Genomic DNA, 21,818 nt, shown 5'->3' with positions numbered 1-21,818 from the left:
ATGGTGGAATTCCAATTTACAAAACGTGCATATAAAATATTGGAGATCGCAGCAGAAGAGGCTGAGTGTAGTAAAGGTATTATCCATCCAGTTCATCTATTCATAGGAGCTTGTAAGGAAGGTACTGGAGTTTGCGCGGAGTTACATATGTATTTATTTCACACGGTGGGTATGGATTTTTTAGCAAAGATATCGTTACTCCAACAATATTATGCAAATGAAATAGAATACATAAATGTTGGGGAGTTTAAAGTTTCAAATAAGACGATAGAAGTTTTAAAAGTAGCGAAGAAACGGATGGAACGTTTTCAGCAAATATTAATAAATGAAGGGCATGTTTTATATGCAATTTTTCAAGGGGATACAGTTATTGATAAGGTTATAAGTAAAAAGATGAAAAAAGATGTATTGCAAATTACATCTGAACCAAGAGATTTGACGGTTGCATTAAAAAGATTTGATCCTATTTGTAATAGTTTAAGTCATAATATTAGAAAAGCGATCTCTTCTGATTTTGAAAAGTTGGCACGTTTTGTTAAGAATGAATTTGGTGAGCGTTGGTTAAAATCTTTAGATTATGGATTTCGGACATATAAAGAAGAGTTACCTATTTTTATTGCTGAACAAGGAGGAGAAATCATTGGTTTCGCTTGTTATGATGTTGTGAGAGGAAAGAAAGGGCTGTTTGGGCCGATGGGTACAGTGAAACATAATCGTGTGAACGGTGTTGGGAAGACGTTATTGAATCATTGTTTATATGACATGAAGAAAAGCGGATATGAGTATGCAATTATAGGACAAGCAGGTCCGATTGAGTTTTACGAGCGAGGCTGTAATGCACGTTTAATACCCATAGGAGATAATTAACTCTATCCCTTTGCTAAGAATGCAAGGGGATAGAGTTTTATTATGTATAAAGCAAATTACTAAACTTTTTTTAGAAAACGGTGTAGAATGGGGAGCGAAAGAAAGAAGGTGTGAAAATGGCCAGCTGGAAACGAAATTTAATGATTTGTTGGCTAGGTTGTTTTACCACTGCAGCCGGTATGAGTTTAGTAATTCCTTTTTTATCTTTTTATATTGAGGAATTAGGGGTGACCGGCACTTCTAGTATTGCACAGTGGTCGGGACTTGCATTTGGTGTGACATTTTTAATGGGTGCGATCGTATCACCAATATGGGGCAAGCTTGGTGATATATATGGACGGAAATTGATGCTTATACGTGCGAGCCTTGGTATGGCGATAATTATGACGCTTATGGGGTTTGTGGCGGACGTGTATCAACTAGTCGCACTGCGGTTTTTAATGGGAGCGGTATCAGGTTTCCTTTCTACAGCGATGACATTTATTGCTGCAGAAACTCCGCAAGAACATTCAGGTTGGGCGATTTCTACAATCTCAACAGGAGGCGTGAGCGGTTCATTACTTGGGCCGATACTCGGAGGTTATTTGTCAGAGTTAATCGGAATGCGCCATGTTTTTCTAGTTACAGGAGCTTTCTTATTCCTTTCCTTTCTCATCGTCTTTTTCTTCTTACATGAAGAGAAGCATTCTGCTAAAGCAAAAAAAGCACAGCCGAAAAAAGTATGGACGATGGTCCCGGCAAAACATTTAATAATAAGTTTATTTGTAGCAACGTTTATTATTCAGCTTGCAAATATGTCAATTCAACCTATTATTACGCTGTACGTAAAACATTTGGCAGGCCCAGGAACAGATCATATTGAAATGATTGCAGGTGCAGTTATGTCTGCGACAGGATTAGCAGTTATTTTAGCAGCTCCGAAGCTAGGACGATTATCAGATCATATCGGTCCTCAAAAAACGTTAGTTGTAGCGTTGTTTGCTGCCGGAATTATTTTTATTCCGCAAGCATTTGTAACCTCAGCTTGGCAACTATTAATTCTTCGCTTTTTATTAGGTATTGCACAAGCAGGACTATTACCTTCCGTACAAACTCTACTAAAACAACATACGCCAACCCATGTAACGGGACGGATATTTGGATATAATCAATCGTTTCAGTTTTTAGGAAATATGATTGGGCCAGTACTTGGTGGGCAAATTGCAGCTCACGCAGGCTTCCAATATGTTTTCTTCTCTACATCATCATTATTATTTATTGCATGTATTTGGGTTTATTTTCATAGTAAGAATGCAGAGGTATCAGAGAAACAACATTTGGAAGTTAGTTAATTAGGTGAATGAACAGTAAAAAGGATGAAGCGATAGTTGCTTCATCCTTTTTTATTAAAACTGAAGGCAAAGATAACTTAATGTACCTAGCTCGTAGCTACGGTGAATGACTTTTCCTGTCTGTTCACCACTACCCATTGCGATAAATAAAGGAACAAAATGTTCTGCTCGTGGTACTGCTAATTGTGCATGAGGCGCATTCTTCTCCCAATTAAACAATGCATCTTTATCATTGGTCTGCATATGTTTAATAATCCAATCATCAAATTCAATTGCCCAATTTTCAGGTGTTGTTTGATTCCATTTCAATGCTCGTAAATTATGAACAGTAACACCGCTACCGATTACTAAAATATCTTCTTGTCCAAGTCCTTTTAGTGCTTCTCCAATTTCAAATTGTTCTTTTGCAGGGAGGAATGGATTTACTGATATTTGTATGACAGGAATATTTGCTTCTGGATACATACGGTGCAGGAGTGTCCATGAACCATGATCTAACCCTCTCGTCATATTATGATGGACTGGAATGCCTTTGTTTTTAAATTTTGTTGCTAGCATAGACGCAATGCTAGAAGAGCCTTTCGTACGATATTTGATTTCGTATAACTCAGGAGGAAAACCTCCAAAGTCATAAATTGTTTCATATTCTTCATCTGAAGAGGAAATCGTTAATACTTCACTTTCCCAGTGAGCGGTAAAAATAACAATAGCTTTCGGTTTATATGTTTCTCCAAGTGTCTTTAAAAAGCGTGTATAGTCTGTATCTTGAATAGCAAGCATTGGTGAACCGTGTGCTAAAAATAGTGATGGCATCATAGTAGAAACCTCCTAAAAAATATAGTAGTTACTTTATGTAAGTAACTATATAATTTTATTTTAAGTCCGTCAAGAGAATAGTTTGAAAGATAAACAATGAATGAATGCATTTGTCATAATAGAAGCAATTGCATATAATACATAATAAGAATAATGAATGGATATTCATTTTTTGAGATACATAATAGATTTGGGGGCTGACGAAATGAACGTACAGGAAAGTTTCGTTACGGCATTGGATGGATCGGAAATTTATTTGCGTAAGTGGTTACCAGAAGGAGATCTGCGAGGGATTATTCAAATTGCACATGGTATGACAGAACATGCAGGTGTTTATACAGACTTTATTGATGCTTTATTAGAAGCAGGATATGGTGTTTATGCTCATGATCATAAAGGGCATGGAAAAACAGTGAAAAGAGAAGAAGACTATGGTCATTTCGAACCAAATGTAGGTTGGAGTGAGGCTGTGTCTGATGTTATCTTTGTATCAGAAATGATAAGAAAAGAGCAGACATGCCCGTTATTTTTACTTGGACATAGTATGGGCTCTTTTTTATCAAGACGAGCTGTACAACTTAGAGGTGAACTATATGATGGATTTCTTATTTCAGGAACTGGTGGAAATCCAGGGCTTTTAGGAAGTATCGGTCATAAAGTAGCGACAATTGAGATGAAATTACGCGGGCCCAAAACGAAAAGCCCGATGCTAAACTTTTTATCTTTCGGAAACTTTAACTCGCACTTTAAGCCAAATCGTACAAAATTTGATTGGTTATCTTCAGATAATAGCCAGGTAGATAGATATATAAAAGATCCTTTATGTGGCTTTATTTGCACAACAAGTTTTTATCGAGAATTATTTCATGGTGTACTAGAAGTAAATAAAATAGAAGAATTCAAGAAAACACCAAAAAATCTTCCGATACATATATTCTCTGGAGATCGTGATCCTGTTGGAGATATGGGAAAAGGTGTAACAGAAGTTTATGAAAACTATAAAAAATGTGGTGTGAAAGACCTGACACTACGTTTATATGAAAATGGAAGACATGAAATGTTCCATGAAGTGAATAGAGATGAAGTGTTTAAAGATTTGATTTCTTGGTTAGATAGACATATTGTATGAGAAGAAACCTCACTTTTTTGAAGTGAGGTTTCTTTGAGGAAATGGAGGAAAGATTATGAGCGGATTTGTAAATAAAGAATATATAGAAATAGATTTTCAATATGAATTGATTAAAGAAGAGGAATTAAAAAATTGTACCTTCATAAAATGCCGTTTTAGAGGGGTAGATGCATCAGAAGTTTTTACTAAAAATTGTAATTTCATAGAATGTGATTTTACTGGTGCTCTTTTTAATGCTTCTATCCATCAAGGAACTACATTCGCAAATTGTAAGTTTGTTGGTGCGAATTTATTCGTATCTAAGTTTGAAGAATGTAAAATGACTGGATCCGATTTTGAAGAAGCGAATTTAGACGGAATAACAATAATATCCGGTGATTGGTCATATACAAATTTAAGGTTCGCGAACTTAAGTAAACAAATGCTAAAAGGTATACGTTTAATTGAAGCTGACTTATATGAATGTAATTTAGAAAAAGCAGATTTACGTGAAGCAGATTTAACAGGTGCACAATTAGGTAAGGCAAAACTTAGCGGTGCAGATTTAAAAGGAGCGATAGTTGATAGAGTTGATTTTAAAAGTTTTGATTTGAAAAATGTGAAATTAGACATAGCACAGGCAGTTGCAGTAGCAAGATGTTATGGAGCTAAGGTGAACTGAATTGTTTGTAAAACCGTTCAAATTGCTGAACGGTTTTACAAATCATAATAGTAGTATAATAGTGAATGAGGTGTTTATAGTATGGAAGATAAAACATTAGGTTTACTACTAGATGTTGTTGGGGAATTATTTTCAGATGAAATTTCCATTGCAGTTTCTAATACGAAAGAATATATTTACTATCGGCCAAGTAAACGAATTGATTTAAAGATTAGCGTCGGGGATCCTATAAAGGAAGGGACGATTGCTCATAAAGCAATGATAACGAAGCAAAAAGCCTCTGAGTTTATTAACCGGGATGTTTTTGGTATTCCTTATCATGGAATGGCCGTACCATTTTCAAATAATAGCAAGATTGAAGGTTGCGTGACGGCAATTTATCCAGCTTTAACGGATGGCAAGTCAGTCGTTACTTTAAAAACAACAGACGGCTGGGTTCCGGTTCCTTTTTCAAAGGTCATGTATTTAGAGGCTAAAGATAAAAAGACGTATGTGAATTCAGAAGAGTTATCAGGAACACATAAATACTCGCTACAAGAATTCGAATACTTGCTTCCGAAAGATTCATTTATTAGATGTCACCGTTCATTTATTGTAAATGTTAATCATATTAAAGCGATTTATCCTGATACTCATTCTACTTTTTTACTTTCGATGGATAATGGGGAGAGAGTACCAGTTAGTCAATCATACGCCAGTTATTTCCGTAAGCTTCTAGGATTCTAGATTTTTCTGCTTTAGAGCCTAGATTTGCTGTTTTGTCTGAATTTTCGGCATTGTATACTAAAATCCCTATTTTGATGGTGTTAATGTGTAAAATAATTATGAATATTCATTAAGAGAGGGATTACATATGGAGAATAATTTGGATAGAATCAGGGATCAACGTTTAAAAGATCGGGTAGTTACACCTGAAGAAGCAGCTTCATGGATTGAAAGTGGAATGACTTTAGGCCTAAGTGGATTTACACGTGCTGGGGATGTGAAAGCAGTCCCATTTGCGCTAGTGAACCAAGTTAAGAATGATAAATCTTTTAAAGTAAATGTTTATACTGGAGCTTCCTTAGGTTCGGATGTAGATAAGTTATTTGCTGAGGCAGGAATTTTAGGGAAGAGATTGCCATTCCAAGCCGATGCGACTATGCGAAAAGGAATTAATAACGGAGACTTTTTATTTGTGGATCAGCACTTGTCTCATACAGCAGAGTTACTCCGTGCTGACGTTATGGATATAGATTTCGCTATTTTGGAAGCGGTTTCGATTACCGAGGACGGAATGATTATTCCAACCACTTCAATTGGAAATTCCTTAGCATTTTCCTTAAATGCTAAGTCTATTATTATTGAAATGAATATGGCTCAATCTACACAACTAGAGGGGCTGCATGATTTATATGAACCAGGAAAACAAGGGGAAAGGCTTCCAATTCCGTTAGTGAAAACGGATGATCGAATTGGAACGATCGGTATTCCGATTGATGTTGAAAAAGTGAAGGGGATTGTGTTTACGAATCAACTAGATTCGCCATCGACAATTGTTCCTCCGGATGAAGAAACTGTTATTATGGCACAGCATTTAATAGAGTTCCTTCGAAAAGAAGTAAAAGTAGGCCGATTAACAAATAGTTTAGCACCGTTACAATCGGGAATTGGTTCAGTGGCCAATGCAGTTCTTCATGGAATGTTAGATTCGGAATTTGAAGATTTAGAAGTGTATTCCGAGGTTTTACAGGACGCAGTCTTTGATCTTATGGATGCTGGGAAAGTCAATTTTGCTTCCTGCTGCTCTATCACGCTTTCTGAAGAGAAAATGCAACAAGTATTTTCCAACTTTGAAAAATATCGTGACAAATTAATGATGCGCCCGCAAGAGATTTCTAATCATCCTGAAATCATTCGCCGCCTTGGATTAATCTCGATTAATACTGCTTTAGAATTAGATATATACGGAAATGTCAACTCTACTCACGTTTTAGGTACAAAAATGATGAACGGTATTGGTGGTTCTGGTGACTTTGCAAGAAATGCACGTTTAGCTATCTTTGTTACTAAATCCATTGCGAAAGGTGGTAATATTTCAAGTATCGTTCCTTTCGTCTCTCATGTGGACCATACTGAACACGATGTAGATGTTATCGTTACTGAACAGGGGTATGCTGACTTAAGAGGGTTGGCGCCAAGAGAAAGAGTGGAACTGATTATTGAGAATTGCGCACATCCAATGTATCGTGATCAGCTAAGAGCTTATTACGAAGAAGCACAAACAAGAGGTGGACAAACCCCTCATGTTTTAGAAAAAGCTTTTTCTTGGCATACGAATTATGCTGAAAATGGAACAATGCTTGAAGGGGTAGTAGAAACTGTATAGGTGCGTATTTTAAGAAGTAGTAAAAGAAATAATTTTTAATATAATATGCCATAAAGGTTTAAAGAAAAAGAACGCCAATTTTCAGGAATGGTGTTCTTTTTCTTTAAAAAATTGTTATCCATAATACGGTGAGCCGTTGTAGTTTTATAATAAAGATTTATAAAGTGAAGGCTAATAATCAGTGGGGGGTGTCCATCACCCACTGATTATTAGCCTTCACCAATCGGACGTTTACGGGCAGTTGATCTCCCACCTAACTTCTTTGCTCCACCTGAATTTTGAGGTGGGAGTTTTACTGCCCGTTAATGCGGGATAAAAGTAATCTCTCATCTACGAAAATAAAAGGTTTTTTAAATTATTTTTCGAATCATTTTAATAGTTTACATATCGAAGGTGAGGAGAAAGAATTATGAAGATAAGAAAAGCTGCATTAAGAGAAGCAAATGAATTAAGTGAACTCGCCCTAAATTCAAAAGCAACTTGGAATTATAGTGAAGAATTTATCCTTGCTTGTAAGGAAGATTTAACAATTACGGAAGAGTACATAAAAAGTAATTTTGTATATATTTTAGAAAACGATAATACAAAGGTTGGATTTTTCTCATTTTTACGTAATGACAATGCTCTCGATTTCCTATACATGCATCCTCGTTACAAAGGGGAAGGGTACGGGAAAATACTTTGGGAGTTTGTAATAGAACAAGCGAATGAACTAGGATTAAAAAGTTTTACGATTGATAGTGATCCGAATGCAAAAGGATATTACTTGAAGATGGGAGCAAAGTTAATCGGAGAGACGCCGTCAACGGTTTTTAAGGATCGTTTACTGCCTCTTTTGAAATATGACGTGTAAAACTATTAATAGTAGGAGAAGCTGAGAATGGATAATATAAAGCGAAAAAGAATATATGAAGCACTAATAAAATCGTGGTCGATTGAAACAAGTTCAAAGTGGACAATTGAAAATCCAGCAAAGGGACAGTGTGGTGTAACGGCTCTAGTCGTTCAAGATATATACGGAGGGAAAATCAAAAAGACAAAAATAGGAGAGGTGTGGCACTTTTATAACTGTATAGATGGGCAGAAGTTTGATTTTACAGAGACACAATTTAATGAAGAATTGAATTACATGGACGTGGAATCAAATCGAGAAGAAGCATCTGCAGATACGAATGAAATACAATATGACATTTTTAAGGAAAAGGTAGTTAAAGAATTAAAATTATCTTTTGACTCTTAATCTTTAATAAGTTACTATAATGGTGGTAACTCATTAAAGGGAACTTCATAGAGTTGAAAGGGGAAATACTTTTGAAAACAACTTATGTAAACGCTACAATTGCAACGATGAATGAAAAAAATGAAGTGATAGAAAATGGATATATCATTGTAGAGAATGATCAAATTATAGATGTAAATAGCGGAGAATTCGCTAACGATTTTGAAGTAGATGAAGTAATTGACATGAAAGGAAAGTGGATTTTACCAGGGCTTGTAAATACACATACACATGTTGTTATGAGTCTTTTGAGAGGTATTGGCGATGATATGTTATTACAGCCATGGCTTGAGACGAGAATTTGGCCACTTGAAAGCCAGTTTACTCCAGAGCTTGCGGTCGCTAGCACGGAATTAGGATTACTTGAAATGGTGAAAAGTGGTACAACATCATTCTCTGATATGTTTAATCCAATTGGAGTAGATCAAGATGCAATTATGGAAACGGTATCAAGGAGTGGAATGCGGGCTGCTGTTTCAAGAACTTTATTTAGCTTCGGAACGAAAGAAGATGAGAAGAAAGCGATTGAAGAAGCTGAGAAATATGTGAAACGTTATTATAACGAAAGTGGTATGTTAACAACGATGGTTGCGCCGCATAGTCCATATACATGTAGTGCAGAAATGCTAGAAGAGTGTGCACGTATTGCCGTAGAAAATCAAACTATGGTTCATATTCATCTTTCTGAAACAGAGCGTGAAGTACGTGATATTGAAGCACAGTATGGGAAGCGTCCAGTAGAATATGCAGCAAGTTGCGGATTGTTTAAACGCCCAACAGTTATTGCGCACGGTGTAGTATTAAATGACAATGAGCGTACTTTCTTGGCAGAACATGATGTTCGGGTAGCCCATAATCCGAATAGTAATTTAAAACTAGGTTCTGGTATAGCGAATGTAAAAGCGATGCTAGAAGCAGGAATTAAAGTAGGAATTGCAACAGATAGTGTTGCGTCTAATAACAATTTAGATATGTTTGAAGAAATGCGCATAGCAACTTTATTACAAAAAGGTATTCATCAAGACGCAACAGCATTACCAGTTGAAACAGCTCTTTCTCTTGCGACAAAAGGAGCCGCGGAAGTAATTGGCATGAAACAAACGGGATCACTTGAGGTTGGAAAGTATGCTGATTTTATTACGATTGATCCGTCTAATAAACCGCATTTACAACCAGCAGATGAAGTATTATCGCATCTTGTGTATGCTGCTAGTGGAAAAGATATAAGTGATGTAATTATTAACGGTAAACGTGTCGTTTGGAATGGTGAATGTAAAACATTAGATGAAGAGCGTATTATATTTGAAGCGAGTCGTTATAAACGTGGTTTACAAAGATAAGCATTTACATGTCAGTTGAAAAAGCTATCCTTTTTTAAAAAAAGGATAGCTTTTTTTGAACGAATAAATATTCAATGGAATGTCGCGTCTTTCTGTTAGTATTTCTGATATAATATATTACGCTTTATAATATTTTATATTTAAGGAGAACAATTCATGAAGCGAAAAAAGAGCCGTTTAATGGTAATGGTACTTGTTACATCTTTATTTTTAACAGCTTGTAATAATAAAGCGAATAAAAGTGATACAGAGGCTAAAAAACAAGTGTTAAATGTAACGGTATCAGAAGAAATTCCTTCTCTTGATACTGCGAAAACAATGGATGGTACGTCAGCACACGTTATGCAAAACATATTTGAAGGATTGTATGTGCTAGATGATCAAGATCAGCCTATTCCAGCAGTAGCAAAATCGTTTGCAAGAAGTGAAGATGGTAAAAAATATACATTTGAATTGCGTAAAGATGCAAAATGGTCAAATGGTGATAATGTAACAGCAAATGATTTTATGTTTGCGTGGAAACGTGCAATTAATCCTGAAACAGCATCTCAATATGCATACATGCTCTTTCAGGTAAAAAATGCGAAAGAAATAAATAAGGGAACAATGCCACTTGATGAACTTGGGGTTAAGGTCATAAATGATTATAAGTTAGAAGTTGAACTCGAACAGCCGATTCCATATTTCTTACAGTTATTAGCTTTACCTATATACTTACCACAGCATGAATCATTTTTGAAAGAACAAGGGGGCAATTACGGGCTTGAACCTAGTAATCTCATATATAATGGCCCATTCGTGTTAGAAAAATGGAAGCATGAACAAGAATTTCAATTGAAGAAAAATGATATATATTGGGATAAAAAGAAAGTGAAATTAGATGAAATAAACTTTCAAATTGTGAAGGATACAATGACAGCAGTAAATTTATATGAAGCTGGCAATTTGGATAGAGTACCAATTAATTCTCAATTTGTAGACAAGTATAAAGGGAATAAGCAATTGCATATGTCGAGCGATCCTGGAATTGCTATGCTACGTTTTAATGAAAAAAATGAGGCGTTAGCAAATAAAAAAGTGCGTCAGTCTATCTCATTAGCGTTAAATAAAGAAGATTTTGTTGCTCACTTTATTAATAACGGGGCAAAACCTGCAAGTGGACTTGTACCAGTTGGTCATGTGAATGAAGAGACTGAAAAAGATTTTAGAAAAGAGAACGGAGATATTTCTTCATATGATTTACAAAATGCGAAAAAGGTTTGGGAAGAAGCGAAAAAGAACTTGGAGTAGAACAAGTAAGCCTCGAGTTTTTAACGTTTGAACAAGATAACGCAAAACGTATGGCAGAATATATAAAAGGTGACTTAGAAAAGAATTTGCAAGGGTTAAAGATACAAATTAAACAACAGCCGTTTAAACAAAAGTTACAACTAGAACAAACAGGCGATTACGATATATCTATGGTAAATTGGGGACCTGATTATAAAGACCCAATTAGTTATTTAGAGCTATTTACGACGAGTAATCCGAATAATAAAATGAGTTACTCTAATCCTCGTTATGATGAATTAATCAAGAAGGCGAAAAATGAGCTAGTACTAAATCAAGAGGAACGCTGGGAAGCTCTGCAAGAGGCTGAACGTATTCTATTAGAGGACGCTGCGATAGCACCGCTTTATCACACTGGCTCAGCTTATGTACAAAAGGACTATGTAAAAGGAATTGAAAAGCATCAATTTGGTGGCGTGTATACGTATAAAAATGCTTATATTGATAAGAAGTAAATAAAAAAACCTTACTTTTAAAAGAATAGTCATTGACTATTCTTTTATTTATTGCCTCGGTATTTTATATAAAACTTGTTAAAGAGGAGGGTTTTCAAAACAAAAGTAAACATATTCTTTAAATTCAGCAACTGTCATTTTATTTAATTCAGCTAAGTGGCGAACAACAACAACGTGTAGCAATTCCTAGGGCACTATCTTACAATGTTGATTTACTTATTGCTGATGAACCAACAGCACACACCCTTTACTATTTCTATAGTCGTACTCAAATAAACGATATTCCGTAAAGTTTTGATGGTGATGGACGGGACCAAAATTAAAATTTTTTAAACCTAATTGGACTTACCATTAAGAGAGCGAGGATTAATGTAATCCATGCATTGCTATATGAAAACAATGCCATACCAGCCAATGGTAATCCAGCAGCTGGAATAGGTAATCCCTTAAAATATCCAATGGTTGGTTTAACACTAAATTTAGCTAATCTTAAAGCACCCATCGTTGGGAAAAGGATAAATGCCAAAGAAGTTAAAACAGATGGTGTTGCTATCGAATGAAATAAAAGTGCAGGAGCAACCCCGAAACTAACAATATCAGCTAAGGAATCTAATTCTACACCAAACTCACTGTTCACTTTTAATTTTCTCGCAATCCTTCCATCAAAAAAATCAAAAACAGCTGAAAAGAAAATGAAAATGGAGGCTACTTCCAAATAGTCATTCATATTCATAGTAATTGAAAAAACACCGCATAATAAATTTCCGATCGTAAATAAATTCGGTATAGCTTTTACCGTCTGATTGAACAAGGTTGTCCCCCCTAAGTTGATTAAACTTCACATTTATGTAGCATTTTCTATATATTCTTCCGTTATTCTTAAAAATATATGACCACTGTATGCTAAGTAAATTTCGACAAGAGAAAAGACGATTTCCTGTCCGTTAATAAGGATTCTACCAGCGCTATTTTTGCGGATCATATGCATAAACTTGTTAAAAAAGAAGTTGTAAATGGTGTTATTATTACAGAACCAGATGAACATGGAACGCATATCTCACGTATTGACCTTACTTTTACAAAGCAAGATGGAAAGCTGGTTTTAAAAGATAAAACAGCTACCGTTATGTGTAAAAAAACCTTACTTTTAAAGAGGTTTTTTTTACACATAAATTCTATTAAACAGATTTTAATAAAGAATAAAAATTCGTATCATATGGGATATCATCTTGATACATATAGTTTTTTAGAACACCTTCTTTTTCAAAACCTAATTTTAATAGCACTTTATTTGAAGCCTCGTTTTCAAGAAAGACAATTGCTCCAATCCGTTTTAAATGAAGGGTGCGGAAGCCATATGATATAACTTCAGAAACTGCCTCAGTAGCATATCCATTTCCCCAGTGTTCAGGCAAAAAGGCATAACTAATATTTGCTCGTTTATGCTCAGAAGACCAATCGTGAAAACCAATCGTTCCAATGATCCCTTTCTTGTCTTTTAATTCGATGCCCCATTTAATGCCGCTTCTTGCGTTGTAACTCACCTTAAAATTATTAAGGATTTGTTTTACTTGATCTAAATTTTGTAATGGTTTTTGGCCATAATGACGCAATACCTCGGTATTAGAAAAGCAATGTAATATACTTGGTGCATCTTCTTCAGTAAGTTCTCTTAAAATAAGTCGCTCAGTTTTTAATAAAGGAAACATGTTTTCACTCCTGTTCAAATGAAACTAGAATGTATTTGTTATTATATAATTTAATCTGAAAATAAAGATTATTCAAGAGGGAGGGGTCAGATTGTTTTGAAATAGATTACAGAATTTATTTTGAATAGAAAGTGGGATGTGGAAGAATCAAAAGGTTTGTTAACAATACTTTGTGTAATTAATACAAATCATATAATAAAAAAGGTATTCCATCTTTATTGGTAATACCCTTTTTATTAACCTACAAATGTCTGATACAGTAAGAAAATATTTAAAACAATAATGAGTGCAGCGATTAACCAAGCGACGAATGTTGTAATGCGATGGTTAACAAGCGCGCCCATAATCTTTTTATTACTTGTGAACATGATGAGTGGTACTAATGCAAAAGCAATACCGAATGATAATACAACTTGGCTCATTACGAGAGCGTAAGTTGGGTTTACACCTAAAGCGATAATAACGAGAGGTGGAATCATTGTAATAAATCGGCGTAAATATAGCGGAATATGCATTCGAATGAATCCTTGCATAATAATATCACCTGACATTGTACCGACAGAAGAGCTAGATAATCCAGCTGATAAAAGTCCGATTCCAAATAAAGCAGCTGATACAGGGCCGACTAAGTTGCTAAATTGGTTAAAAGCAACATCAAGATCTTCAACGTGCAAGCCGTTTTTAAAGAATAAAGCAGCTGCTACTATTAACATACTTGCGTTAATTGCACCTGCGATAACCATTGCAATAATGATATCAATGAATTCGAAACGGAAAATCTTTTTCTTTTGTTCATCATTTGTTCCGACAACGCGGCGCTGCGTTAAGGCGGAATGTAAATATATTGCGTGTGGCATTACTGTCGCACCTAAAATACCAGCTGCTAAAAGGATACTATCTACACCTTGGAATTTTGGAGTGAAAAGTCCTGAGAGTAGAGGGCTTAATTCTGGTTTTGCGTAAAAGACTTGTACACCAAAAGCGATAACAACGATAAAAATCATCCCTGTAATAATAGCCTCTAACGGACGAAAGCCTCTGCGTTGAAATTCAAGAATAATAAATGATCCAACTGCTGTAATTAAAGCGGCAGGTAACATTGGAATTCCAAATAATAAGTACAATCCGAGTGCTGCTCCGATAAATTCAGCTAAATCTGTAGCCATAATAACAAGCTCACCTTGTATCCATAAACCGATGGAAACTGGTTTTGGGAAGTTTTCGCGAGCTATCTCAGGAAGATTTCTCCCAGTAGCGATTCCTAATTTTGCTGATAAAGTTTGAATTAATACAGCCATTAAATTAGAAGCGAGTATTACCCAAAGTAGTAAATACCCATATTGTGATCCAGCTGCGATATTTGTCGCGAAGTTCCCTGGATCAATATAAGCAACTGACGCGATGAAAGCAGGCCCTAAGAATGGTAATAGCCTTTTTAAGCCTTTCGTTTGTCCGCTTAAAGCTAAATGTGCTGATTGAACAGTTGTACTTTGAGAAGGAACTTGTTCATCTTTTGATATATCTTTATTCATAGTAGTGTTCCCCTTTGAAATGTTAACTTGATGAAATTATTGTATTTATTTTTACGCATTATTTCAATACATTTAGATATATTATGTGTCAATTTCATTTGAACACGAAAGTTTCCTTAATGCAAATTATATGCCTTTGTGCAATGGTTGGTGTGATGTTATAAAAAATTGGGAGTTTATGGTGTGGTGACGCGGGGAAACATAATAAATTAAAGGGCTATTTTTGAAATTTATGTGAACATAAAGCCTATAATACAGCATATTAATTGATGGAAATGGATTTGTATGATATATAATATATTGGGATTGCAACATAACCATAGTGTTTTGGTGTGTAATCTTGTTTTTTATTTTTGTTAACTTATAGAAAATAGTATAAAGAGAAGAAAATGGGATGCATAAAACTTTGGATACATTTTCTTATTATATATGTTTTGATATGAACGTTAACTTATACATGATTTTAAAATTTAGATAGGTGGTAGAAATACATTGGCAACTACAAAACCATATAGAGTATTACTGTATTACATGTACACAACAATTGAAAATCCAGAAGAATTTGCTGAACAGCATTTAGAATTTTGTAAATCACTTGAGTTAAAAGGAAGAATTCTTGTAGCGACAGAAGGAATTAATGGAACTTGTTCTGGAACTGTTGAGCAAACAGAAAAATACGTGGAAGCGATGAACAATGACCCGCGTTTTGCTGGAATCGTTTTTAAAATTGATGAGGCAGATGAACATGCATTTAAGAAAATGCATGTACGCCCTCGTCCAGAGTTAGTTACACTTCGTCTAGAAGACGACATTAATCCGAAAGAAATAACTGGTAAATATTTAGAGCCAACAGAATTCTATGAGGCAATGAAACAAGAAGATACAGTTATCATTGATGCACGAAATGATTATGAATTTGATTTAGGACACTTCAAAGGTGCAATTAAACCAGATATTGAATCATTCCGTGAATTACCAGATTGGATTAGAGAGAATAAAGAAACACTTGAAGGTAAAAAGATTTTAACGTACTGTACAGGCGGCATTCGTTGTGAGAAGTTCTCTGGTTGGTTAGTTCGTGAAGGTTACGAAGATGTAAGCCAGCTTCATGGTGGAATTGTAACTTACGGAAAAGATCCAGAAGTACAAGGTGAACTTTGGGATGGTCAATGTTACGTATTTGATGAGCGTATCGCTGTACCAGTAAACCAAAAAGAGCATGTTATCGTTGGTAAAGATCACTTTACAGGTGAACCATGTGAGCGCTATGTAAACTGTGCAAACCCTGAATGTAACAAGAAAATTTTATGCTCTGAAGAAAGTGAAGCAAAACATTTACGTGCATGTTCTCATGAATGTCGTGTACACCCACGTAATCGTTATATCGTGCAACACGAATTAACTGAAGAGCAAGTAGCTACTGCATTAGAAAAAATCGAAGCAGGGAAGTAAGCGGAATTAGTGTAACAAAAAGAGAAGAGGCTACTCCAAGGTTCATTTTGGAGTAGCCTTTTTTATGATTCGGTTCTTATTTTTGTCAGTTTTTGTCGGTAAGTCGATATATTTAAAAAATCGCTGATATATTTTGAGTTGCGCCGATATATTCGGAAAATCGCTGATAAAAATTTCATTTACTTAAGCGCACCATGTATTTTTAATTTAAAAATAATCGTCTTTAATTTTTATCCTCTTTTTCTTTCACAGCAGAAAGTACAGTTTGTTTTACCCACGTTTGTCTTCTTCGATGCTGTATACCCCATTGGTATAAACTTTGTGCACCTAAAATAAAGGAAATGACTATACCGCTAATTGCTATTAACAGTGCGAAAAATTCCAGAGGCGATGATATTTTGTTTGAATCTGTGTTTCTTAAAAGGTCAATCATAGTAAACCCTAACATTTGGCCCACCACAGAGTAGAGAGTTAAAATTAATAATAAAAGGCTATCTTTTTTAGCGGCGACATTTTCTTGATATTTAAACAAACTATCAAGATTTTGTTTCGCGTTCGAGTATAAAATTTCAATGTTAAAAAGTTTTCTTAAGCGGAAGAAAATATCTTCACTTTGTGATTGAGATACTAATTCTAAAGAAAAATAATTCGCTGTAAACGAATTGATTGAATAAATTAATTCCTCTATTTCATTTGTATCTTGTTCAATATTTAGCTCAGCATAAGCGTTCGCCATCTTTAATAAAACAACCTTATGAAATAGGTTTAATAATAAAGCGTAATAAAATTCTCCGTACATTTGACTAGCAAGTTTAGTGACTTCTCGTTCACCTTCATTTGTTATACATGTGAAAATATGTTCTTCCATAATAAAATAACGGTTAGGAGCCCATCTTTGATAAGAATGCTTTGTTAAATAATCGTGAATATAAGGAACATTATTTGCGCTAATATACGGCTTACCATCGTCTGTTAATCCGGAAAGACTGGAAGCTCGATATACATCAACTACATGAAGGTCTGACTTTTTGTTAATAGATAATAAGGTTTGTACATACATTCGTTGGTCTTCAAAGAAGGGGAATGTTTGAAAGTATGAACTCCGCAACCTCTTATTCTCAAAGAAGTCTGTTAAGCCATGAAATAAATCGCCGAATATAAGTTTTTCTACTTGTGAATATTTTTTTCCATCACATTCAATACAAATGGTCTCAGTTGTATCATTTCTAGTTTCAAGCACACGGAAGCGAGAAGCGAATTCGATGGCTTCTGATAATGTCATGTTTGGAGCGGTTTTGACTTCTGTTCGAATTGTTAAGAAGCCAAGCTCATAAGGACAAAGTGTTACATCAATAGAATGTATCTTGAATGGAACGGAAATAAGATTTGTTGTTAAATGTCCATTTAAATTAAGGTCTTTAGAATAGCGCTGTAGTCCCTTTTGATGGTCTGAATGAGGAAAAAGAATTTTATTCGTAAATGAAAGATAGTATGCTTCCATATTTTGATGTGAAACTTGAAACTGCCCGTAATATGTATTTTCATCTTCAAGATGATCAAGTCGAAAAGGACGGAAATTATTTTTTTGTAAGAAAGGGAACATATTTTGTTCATATCCAGTTTTAAACGAAAACGGGAATATAAATTGAAATATAGCTGTTGTTACATCTTTTTCTTCGATTGTTTGTATTGCCTCCATTTACATTGTTTCCTTTCCGTATAAGCTATAGAAACAACATGCCCAATTTTTCTTGAAAATAACCTTGTTTTTGCAATAGATTAAGAATGAAAATTCAGCTAATTTAACAGAGGGCATGTATAATGTTATGTATACTAAAACTAGTATAATTGTGTTAGGAAAAGGGGATATTGTATGCGCATTTTAGTATTAGGAGCTGGAGGCGTTGGAGGTTTTTTTGGTGGACGACTAGTAGAAAAGGGAGAAGATGTTACGTTTCTTGTTCGTAATAAACGGAAACAACAATTAGAGGAAAAAGGTCTTGTTATCAGAAGTATTAACGGCGATTTTTCATTTCAACCGAAACTAATAACGAAAGAAGATAGTACTTCTCCATTTGATGTAATTGTATTCTCAACAAAAGCGTATCACCTAAATGAAGCAATAACAGATTTGAAACCATTTGTAGGAGAGGATACAGTAATAATCCCATTGTTAAATGGTATCGCTCATTTAGCACTATTACAAAAGGAATTCGGTGAAGAAAAGGTGATGGGTGGTTTATGCTTTATTGAAACGACATTAAATAACGAAGGGGATGTCGTGCAAACTAGTGCTGCCAACAGACTTGTATTTGGGGAAATTAAGCCTCAAGATGCAGAGAGGATGCAGCGTATTTCGAAAGTATTTGCGGGTACGAAAGCTAGTTTTGTATTAAGTGAAAATATTACACAAGATATGTGGCACAAATATTTATTTATCACTGTAATGTCAGGTATGACAACATTAATGCGTGCACCAATAGGCCCGATTCGTGAAAGTGAAGGTGGACGCGATTTTATTCGAAACTTATTTGAAGAATCAGTGCAAATCATGAAATCCATAGGGGCTCCGGTTAAAGATAATATTGTTGAGGACCATATGAAAACGATTGATAAAATTTCTTATGATATGAAGTCATCGATGCAGCGTGATATGGAAAAAGGCTCGCTCGTCGAAGGGAAACATTTACAAGGATATTTACTGGATTTAGCAGAGCAATTTTCTATAGAAGCACCTGTATTAGGCGTTGTATATCAAAATTTAAAGGTGTATGAAGAGATGATACAAAGTAAGGAAATAGTATGATTTTAATAGTATGAAAATAGATAAAGGATAGCAGAATATAAATATGTTGCTATCCTTTTTTGTTTCTATTGTGACAATTCATTCGTTTCTTTTAATTCTTTCTGTCGTATTTTTTTCTTTATCACGGTTACCATATAATTGATTAATTTCGCTTGCTAATGCATCTAAATATGAATCGGTAAAAAGTGGCTTCTTTTCTTTAGACATATGGGTCTCCTTTGTGGATTTTTTAGTATTCATTATGTATGTTTAATGGCTTATTATGCACAATCATTTTAATTTTTTCGTTTTTGAAATTTTTGTTTACTTTTTTAAAATAAAGGAGTATTATAATCCACAGTTTCAATTTTCTAAATCGCTGAAACCGCATGGTGCGGGGGACCCGTTTTAATGAATTAGTGCATAATTCAATGGGGTGAATCCTTGAAAAAGGTAGGGCTACTCAAAGGTCCGAATCCGACAGCTAACCTCGTAAGCGTTATATTGAGAAGGAAGGTGGAGCTTGTGCGACATAAAAATTAATGTCTACAAGTCTATTTCGTTATGGCTTGTAGACATTTTTGTTTTCTGAAGAAATAGTTTATCCGCTGTAATTAGCAGAAAAGTTCGTACAAAATTATTGGAGAGTGGACAGCAGTGGTTTCATCTATCAAAAAGTTTTTAATTGGAAGACCGTTAAAATCAACTGAGTTAGGAGAACAAAAGCTTAATAAAACGAAGGCGTTAGCGATTTTATCTTCTGACGCATTGTCATCAGTTGCTTACGGCCCAGAGCAAATATTAATCGCATTAGCAGGTCTTGGAGCGGTAGCTTATTGGTATTCAATTCCAATAGCTGTTGGGGTATTAGTATTATTAACAGCTCTTATTTTATCTTATCGACAAATTATTTTTGCCTATCCTCATGGCGGAGGGGCATATGTTGTATCAAAAGAAAATTTAGGGATGAATCCAGGATTAATAGCAGGAGGATCTTTATTAGTTGATTACATTTTAACTGTTGCAGTAAGTGTATCTGCGGGTACAGATGCGCTCACATCTGCTTTTCCTAGCCTACATGCACATAATGTAATCATTGCAATTATATTTGTAATACTGATTACCATTTTAAATTTAAGAGGGGTAACTGAATCAGCTTCCGTTTTAGCATATCCTGTCTATTTATTCGTTTTAGCACTATTTATATTAATTGGTGTAGGGATATATAATATTTTAACGGGACACGTTTCACCGACTTTACACACGCCGATTGGAACACCAGTTGCGGGGATTAGTTTATTTTTACTGCTAAGAGCATTTGCATCAGGTAGTTCTGCTTTAACAGGTGTTGAGGCGATATCTAATGCAATTCCAAATTTTAAAGATCCTGCACCTAACAATGCAGCAAAAACATTGCTTGCAATGGGAGCATTACTTGCTGTTTTATTTTCAGGAATTGTCTTTTTAGCTTATTATTACGGGATTACTCCAAATAAACAAGTAACAGTCGTTTCACAAATCGCTGAACAAACATTCGGACGTAATTTTATGTACTTTTTCATACAAGGTACAACAGCTTTAATATTAATACTTGCTGCTAACACTGGTTATTCTGCATTTCCATTATTAGCGGTTAACCTTGCGAAAGATAAATTTATACCGAGAATGTTTACGATTAGAGGAGACCGTCTAGGATATTCAAACGGTATTATTATACTTGGAATCGCTTCGATTATTTTAATTGTAGCTTTCCAAGGGCAAACAGAACATTTAATACCGTTATATGCAGTCGGTGTATTTATTCCGTTTACACTTTCTCAAACTGGGATGGTATTAAAATGGCTTCGTGAAAAACCTGAAGGATGGGCTTTGAGATTAACGGTTAATTTAATTGGTGCAGTCATTAGTTTTATCGTAATGAGCATGTTCTTTTTAACTAAATTTGCACAAGTTTGGTCGATCCTTATTTTCTTACCTGCCATTATCTTCTTGTTCCATCGAATTAAGAAGCATTATGATGCTGTAGGCGATCAATTAAGTTTAAAAACTTGTGAACGGATTGTTCCGATTGAGGGGAATGTAATTGTCGTTCCTGTAGCTGGTATGACACATGTAGTAGAAAATTCATTGAACTATGCTAAATCTCTTTCTGCAGATCAAGTTATCGCTGTTTATGTTGCCTTTGACAGAGAAGAGGAAAAGAAATTTGAAGAGAAATGGAAGAAGTGGCAACCTGAAGTAAGGCTTGTTACATTACATTCTCATTATAGAAGTATTATTCAGCCACTAACAAAGTTCATTGATACAGTACAATATAAGGCGAGTGAATCAAATTACCGAGTTACGGTCGTTATACCACAGTTTATTCCGAAAAAAGGTTGGCATAACATTCTTCATAATCAATCTAGTTTACTCATTCGTGCGTATTTACTCTATAAAAGAAATGTTGTTATTACGACAGTACCATATCATTTGAAAAAGTAAGGGAATTTTTTAAGGATAACTTCACGAAAGTGAAGTTATCCTTTTTATGTATATGCTATGCATAATTGCATATGGGTCTTAAAATTATATCGATATAATATTATCGCTTATGAGTAAATAGTGTTTTTTGTTGTGATATATGGATATTTTAATTGAGAAAGTTAATCGGATTTTATTTTGGAATAAAGACATGAGATGTTGAAAATAAAGGGGATGAAAATACTTCTTTACGGTAGATAAATAGCTGTGTTTAAATGACCTTACAGTACAAAACTTAAATG

18 protein-coding genes, 2 pseudogenes and 1 riboswitch are annotated in these 21,818 nt (G+C 34.8%); of the genes and pseudogenes, 14 read left to right on the top strand and 6 right to left on the bottom strand.

The features are described 5' to 3' along the window. Positions 1-867, top strand: a complete 867-nt coding sequence (locus CDB3_RS15165) for a GNAT family N-acetyltransferase (RefSeq protein WP_128855069.1) — start codon at positions 1-3, stop codon at positions 865-867. Positions 868-983: 116 nt separating this feature from the next. Continuing rightward, complete coding sequence (locus tag CDB3_RS15160) at positions 984-2,198, top strand: multidrug efflux MFS transporter (protein ID WP_128855068.1); 1,215 nt, start codon at positions 984-986, stop codon at positions 2,196-2,198. Positions 2,199-2,252: 54 nt separating this feature from the next. Here CDB3_RS15160 and CDB3_RS15155 read toward each other — a convergent pair whose 3' ends face one another. Continuing rightward, positions 2,253-3,014, bottom strand: coding sequence for a DODA-type extradiol aromatic ring-opening family dioxygenase (locus CDB3_RS15155; protein WP_128855067.1), 762 nt, complete (start codon positions 3,012-3,014; stop codon positions 2,253-2,255). A 205-nt stretch (positions 3,015-3,219) separates the two neighbouring features. Between CDB3_RS15155 and CDB3_RS15150 the strand changes: the two genes are divergently transcribed. The 9 genes and pseudogenes from CDB3_RS15150 to CDB3_RS15110 form a co-directional block, all read left to right on the top strand. Then, a complete protein-coding gene (locus tag CDB3_RS15150; protein WP_128855066.1) occupies positions 3,220-4,143 on the top strand; it encodes an alpha/beta hydrolase in 924 nt (307 codons plus the stop codon). 55 nt (positions 4,144-4,198) lie between these two features. Continuing rightward, positions 4,199-4,804, top strand: a complete 606-nt coding sequence (locus CDB3_RS15145; protein ID WP_128855065.1) for a pentapeptide repeat-containing protein — start codon at positions 4,199-4,201, stop codon at positions 4,802-4,804. An 81-nt stretch (positions 4,805-4,885) separates the two neighbouring features. Beyond that, positions 4,886-5,530 carry a LytTR family DNA-binding domain-containing protein gene (locus tag CDB3_RS15140; RefSeq protein ID WP_097831512.1) on the top strand — a complete coding sequence of 215 codons (645 nt, stop codon included), beginning with the start codon at positions 4,886-4,888 and terminating at the stop codon, positions 5,528-5,530. Between the two features lie 127 nt (positions 5,531-5,657). Continuing rightward, positions 5,658-7,172, top strand: a complete 1,515-nt coding sequence (gene scpC, locus CDB3_RS15135) for a succinyl-CoA:acetate CoA-transferase ScpC (protein WP_128855064.1) — start codon at positions 5,658-5,660, stop codon at positions 7,170-7,172. Positions 7,173-7,581: 409 nt separating this feature from the next. Next, positions 7,582-8,025 carry a GNAT family N-acetyltransferase gene (locus CDB3_RS15130; protein ID WP_128855063.1) on the top strand — a complete coding sequence of 148 codons (444 nt, stop codon included), beginning with the start codon at positions 7,582-7,584 and terminating at the stop codon, positions 8,023-8,025. A gap of 27 nt (positions 8,026-8,052) precedes the next feature. After that, positions 8,053-8,412 (top strand): YunG family protein, encoded by a 360-nt coding sequence (locus CDB3_RS15125; protein ID WP_128855062.1) that lies wholly within the window; start codon positions 8,053-8,055, stop codon positions 8,410-8,412. Positions 8,413-8,465: 53 nt separating this feature from the next. Then, complete coding sequence (locus CDB3_RS15120) at positions 8,466-9,791, top strand: bifunctional S-methyl-5'-thioadenosine deaminase/S-adenosylhomocysteine deaminase (RefSeq protein ID WP_128855061.1); 1,326 nt, start codon at positions 8,466-8,468, stop codon at positions 9,789-9,791. A 156-nt stretch (positions 9,792-9,947) separates the two neighbouring features. Continuing rightward, positions 9,948-11,575 (top strand): annotated as a pseudogene (locus tag CDB3_RS15115) (peptide ABC transporter substrate-binding protein). 143 nt (positions 11,576-11,718) lie between these two features. Then, positions 11,719-11,817 (top strand): annotated as a pseudogene (locus CDB3_RS15110) (ATP-binding cassette domain-containing protein); the annotation flags it as partial. A gap of 77 nt (positions 11,818-11,894) precedes the next feature. On the opposite strand, the gene pssA reads toward CDB3_RS15110, so the two are convergent. From pssA to CDB3_RS15090, 3 genes are all read right to left on the bottom strand, one after another. Then, positions 11,895-12,386: a CDP-diacylglycerol--serine O-phosphatidyltransferase gene (pssA, locus tag CDB3_RS15105; protein WP_128855060.1), complete on the bottom strand. Its 492-nt coding sequence runs from the start codon at positions 12,384-12,386 to the stop codon at positions 11,895-11,897. Between the two features lie 367 nt (positions 12,387-12,753). Continuing rightward, a complete protein-coding gene (locus CDB3_RS15095; protein WP_128855059.1) occupies positions 12,754-13,284 on the bottom strand; it encodes a GNAT family N-acetyltransferase in 531 nt (176 codons plus the stop codon). A 236-nt stretch (positions 13,285-13,520) separates the two neighbouring features. Next, positions 13,521-14,816, bottom strand: a complete 1,296-nt coding sequence (locus tag CDB3_RS15090) for an Nramp family divalent metal transporter (RefSeq protein ID WP_128855058.1) — start codon at positions 14,814-14,816, stop codon at positions 13,521-13,523. Positions 14,817-15,308: 492 nt separating this feature from the next. Here CDB3_RS15090 and trhO point away from each other — a divergent pair, with 492 nt between their 5' ends. Then, complete coding sequence (gene trhO / locus CDB3_RS15085) at positions 15,309-16,268, top strand: oxygen-dependent tRNA uridine(34) hydroxylase TrhO (protein ID WP_128855057.1); 960 nt, start codon at positions 15,309-15,311, stop codon at positions 16,266-16,268. Positions 16,269-16,491: 223 nt separating this feature from the next. On the opposite strand, the gene CDB3_RS15080 is transcribed toward trhO, so the two are convergent. After that, positions 16,492-17,967 carry a hypothetical protein gene (locus CDB3_RS15080; protein WP_128855056.1) on the bottom strand — a complete coding sequence of 492 codons (1,476 nt, stop codon included), beginning with the start codon at positions 17,965-17,967 and terminating at the stop codon, positions 16,492-16,494. Positions 17,968-18,141: 174 nt separating this feature from the next. On the opposite strand from CDB3_RS15080, the gene panE reads away from it, so the two are divergent. Beyond that, positions 18,142-19,074, top strand: a complete 933-nt coding sequence (gene panE, locus CDB3_RS15075) for a 2-dehydropantoate 2-reductase (protein WP_128855055.1) — start codon at positions 18,142-18,144, stop codon at positions 19,072-19,074. Positions 19,075-19,152: 78 nt separating this feature from the next. Here panE and CDB3_RS32410 read toward each other — a convergent pair whose 3' ends face one another. Beyond that, on the bottom strand, positions 19,153-19,281 hold the full coding sequence (locus CDB3_RS32410; protein WP_256869827.1) for a hypothetical protein: 129 nt from the start codon (positions 19,279-19,281) through the stop codon (positions 19,153-19,155). Positions 19,282-19,420: 139 nt separating this feature from the next. Next, positions 19,421-19,567, top strand: a riboswitch (cyclic di-AMP (ydaO/yuaA leader). A 143-nt stretch (positions 19,568-19,710) separates the two neighbouring features. On the opposite strand from CDB3_RS32410, the gene CDB3_RS15070 reads away from it, so the two are divergent. Next, the gene (locus CDB3_RS15070) at positions 19,711-21,537 is read left to right on the top strand and encodes an APC family permease (RefSeq protein ID WP_128855054.1); all 1,827 of its coding nucleotides are present in this window, start codon (positions 19,711-19,713) and stop codon (positions 21,535-21,537) included. Positions 21,538-21,818 lie beyond the last annotated feature (281 nt).

Source organism: Bacillus sp. CDB3 (assembly GCF_002081505.1).
GTDB classification, from domain to species: Bacteria; Bacillota; Bacilli; order Bacillales; family Bacillaceae_G; genus Bacillus_A; species Bacillus_A cereus_AT.
Note: the sequence above shows the minus strand (reverse complement) of the source record. Positions and strands in the feature narration are given on the sequence as shown.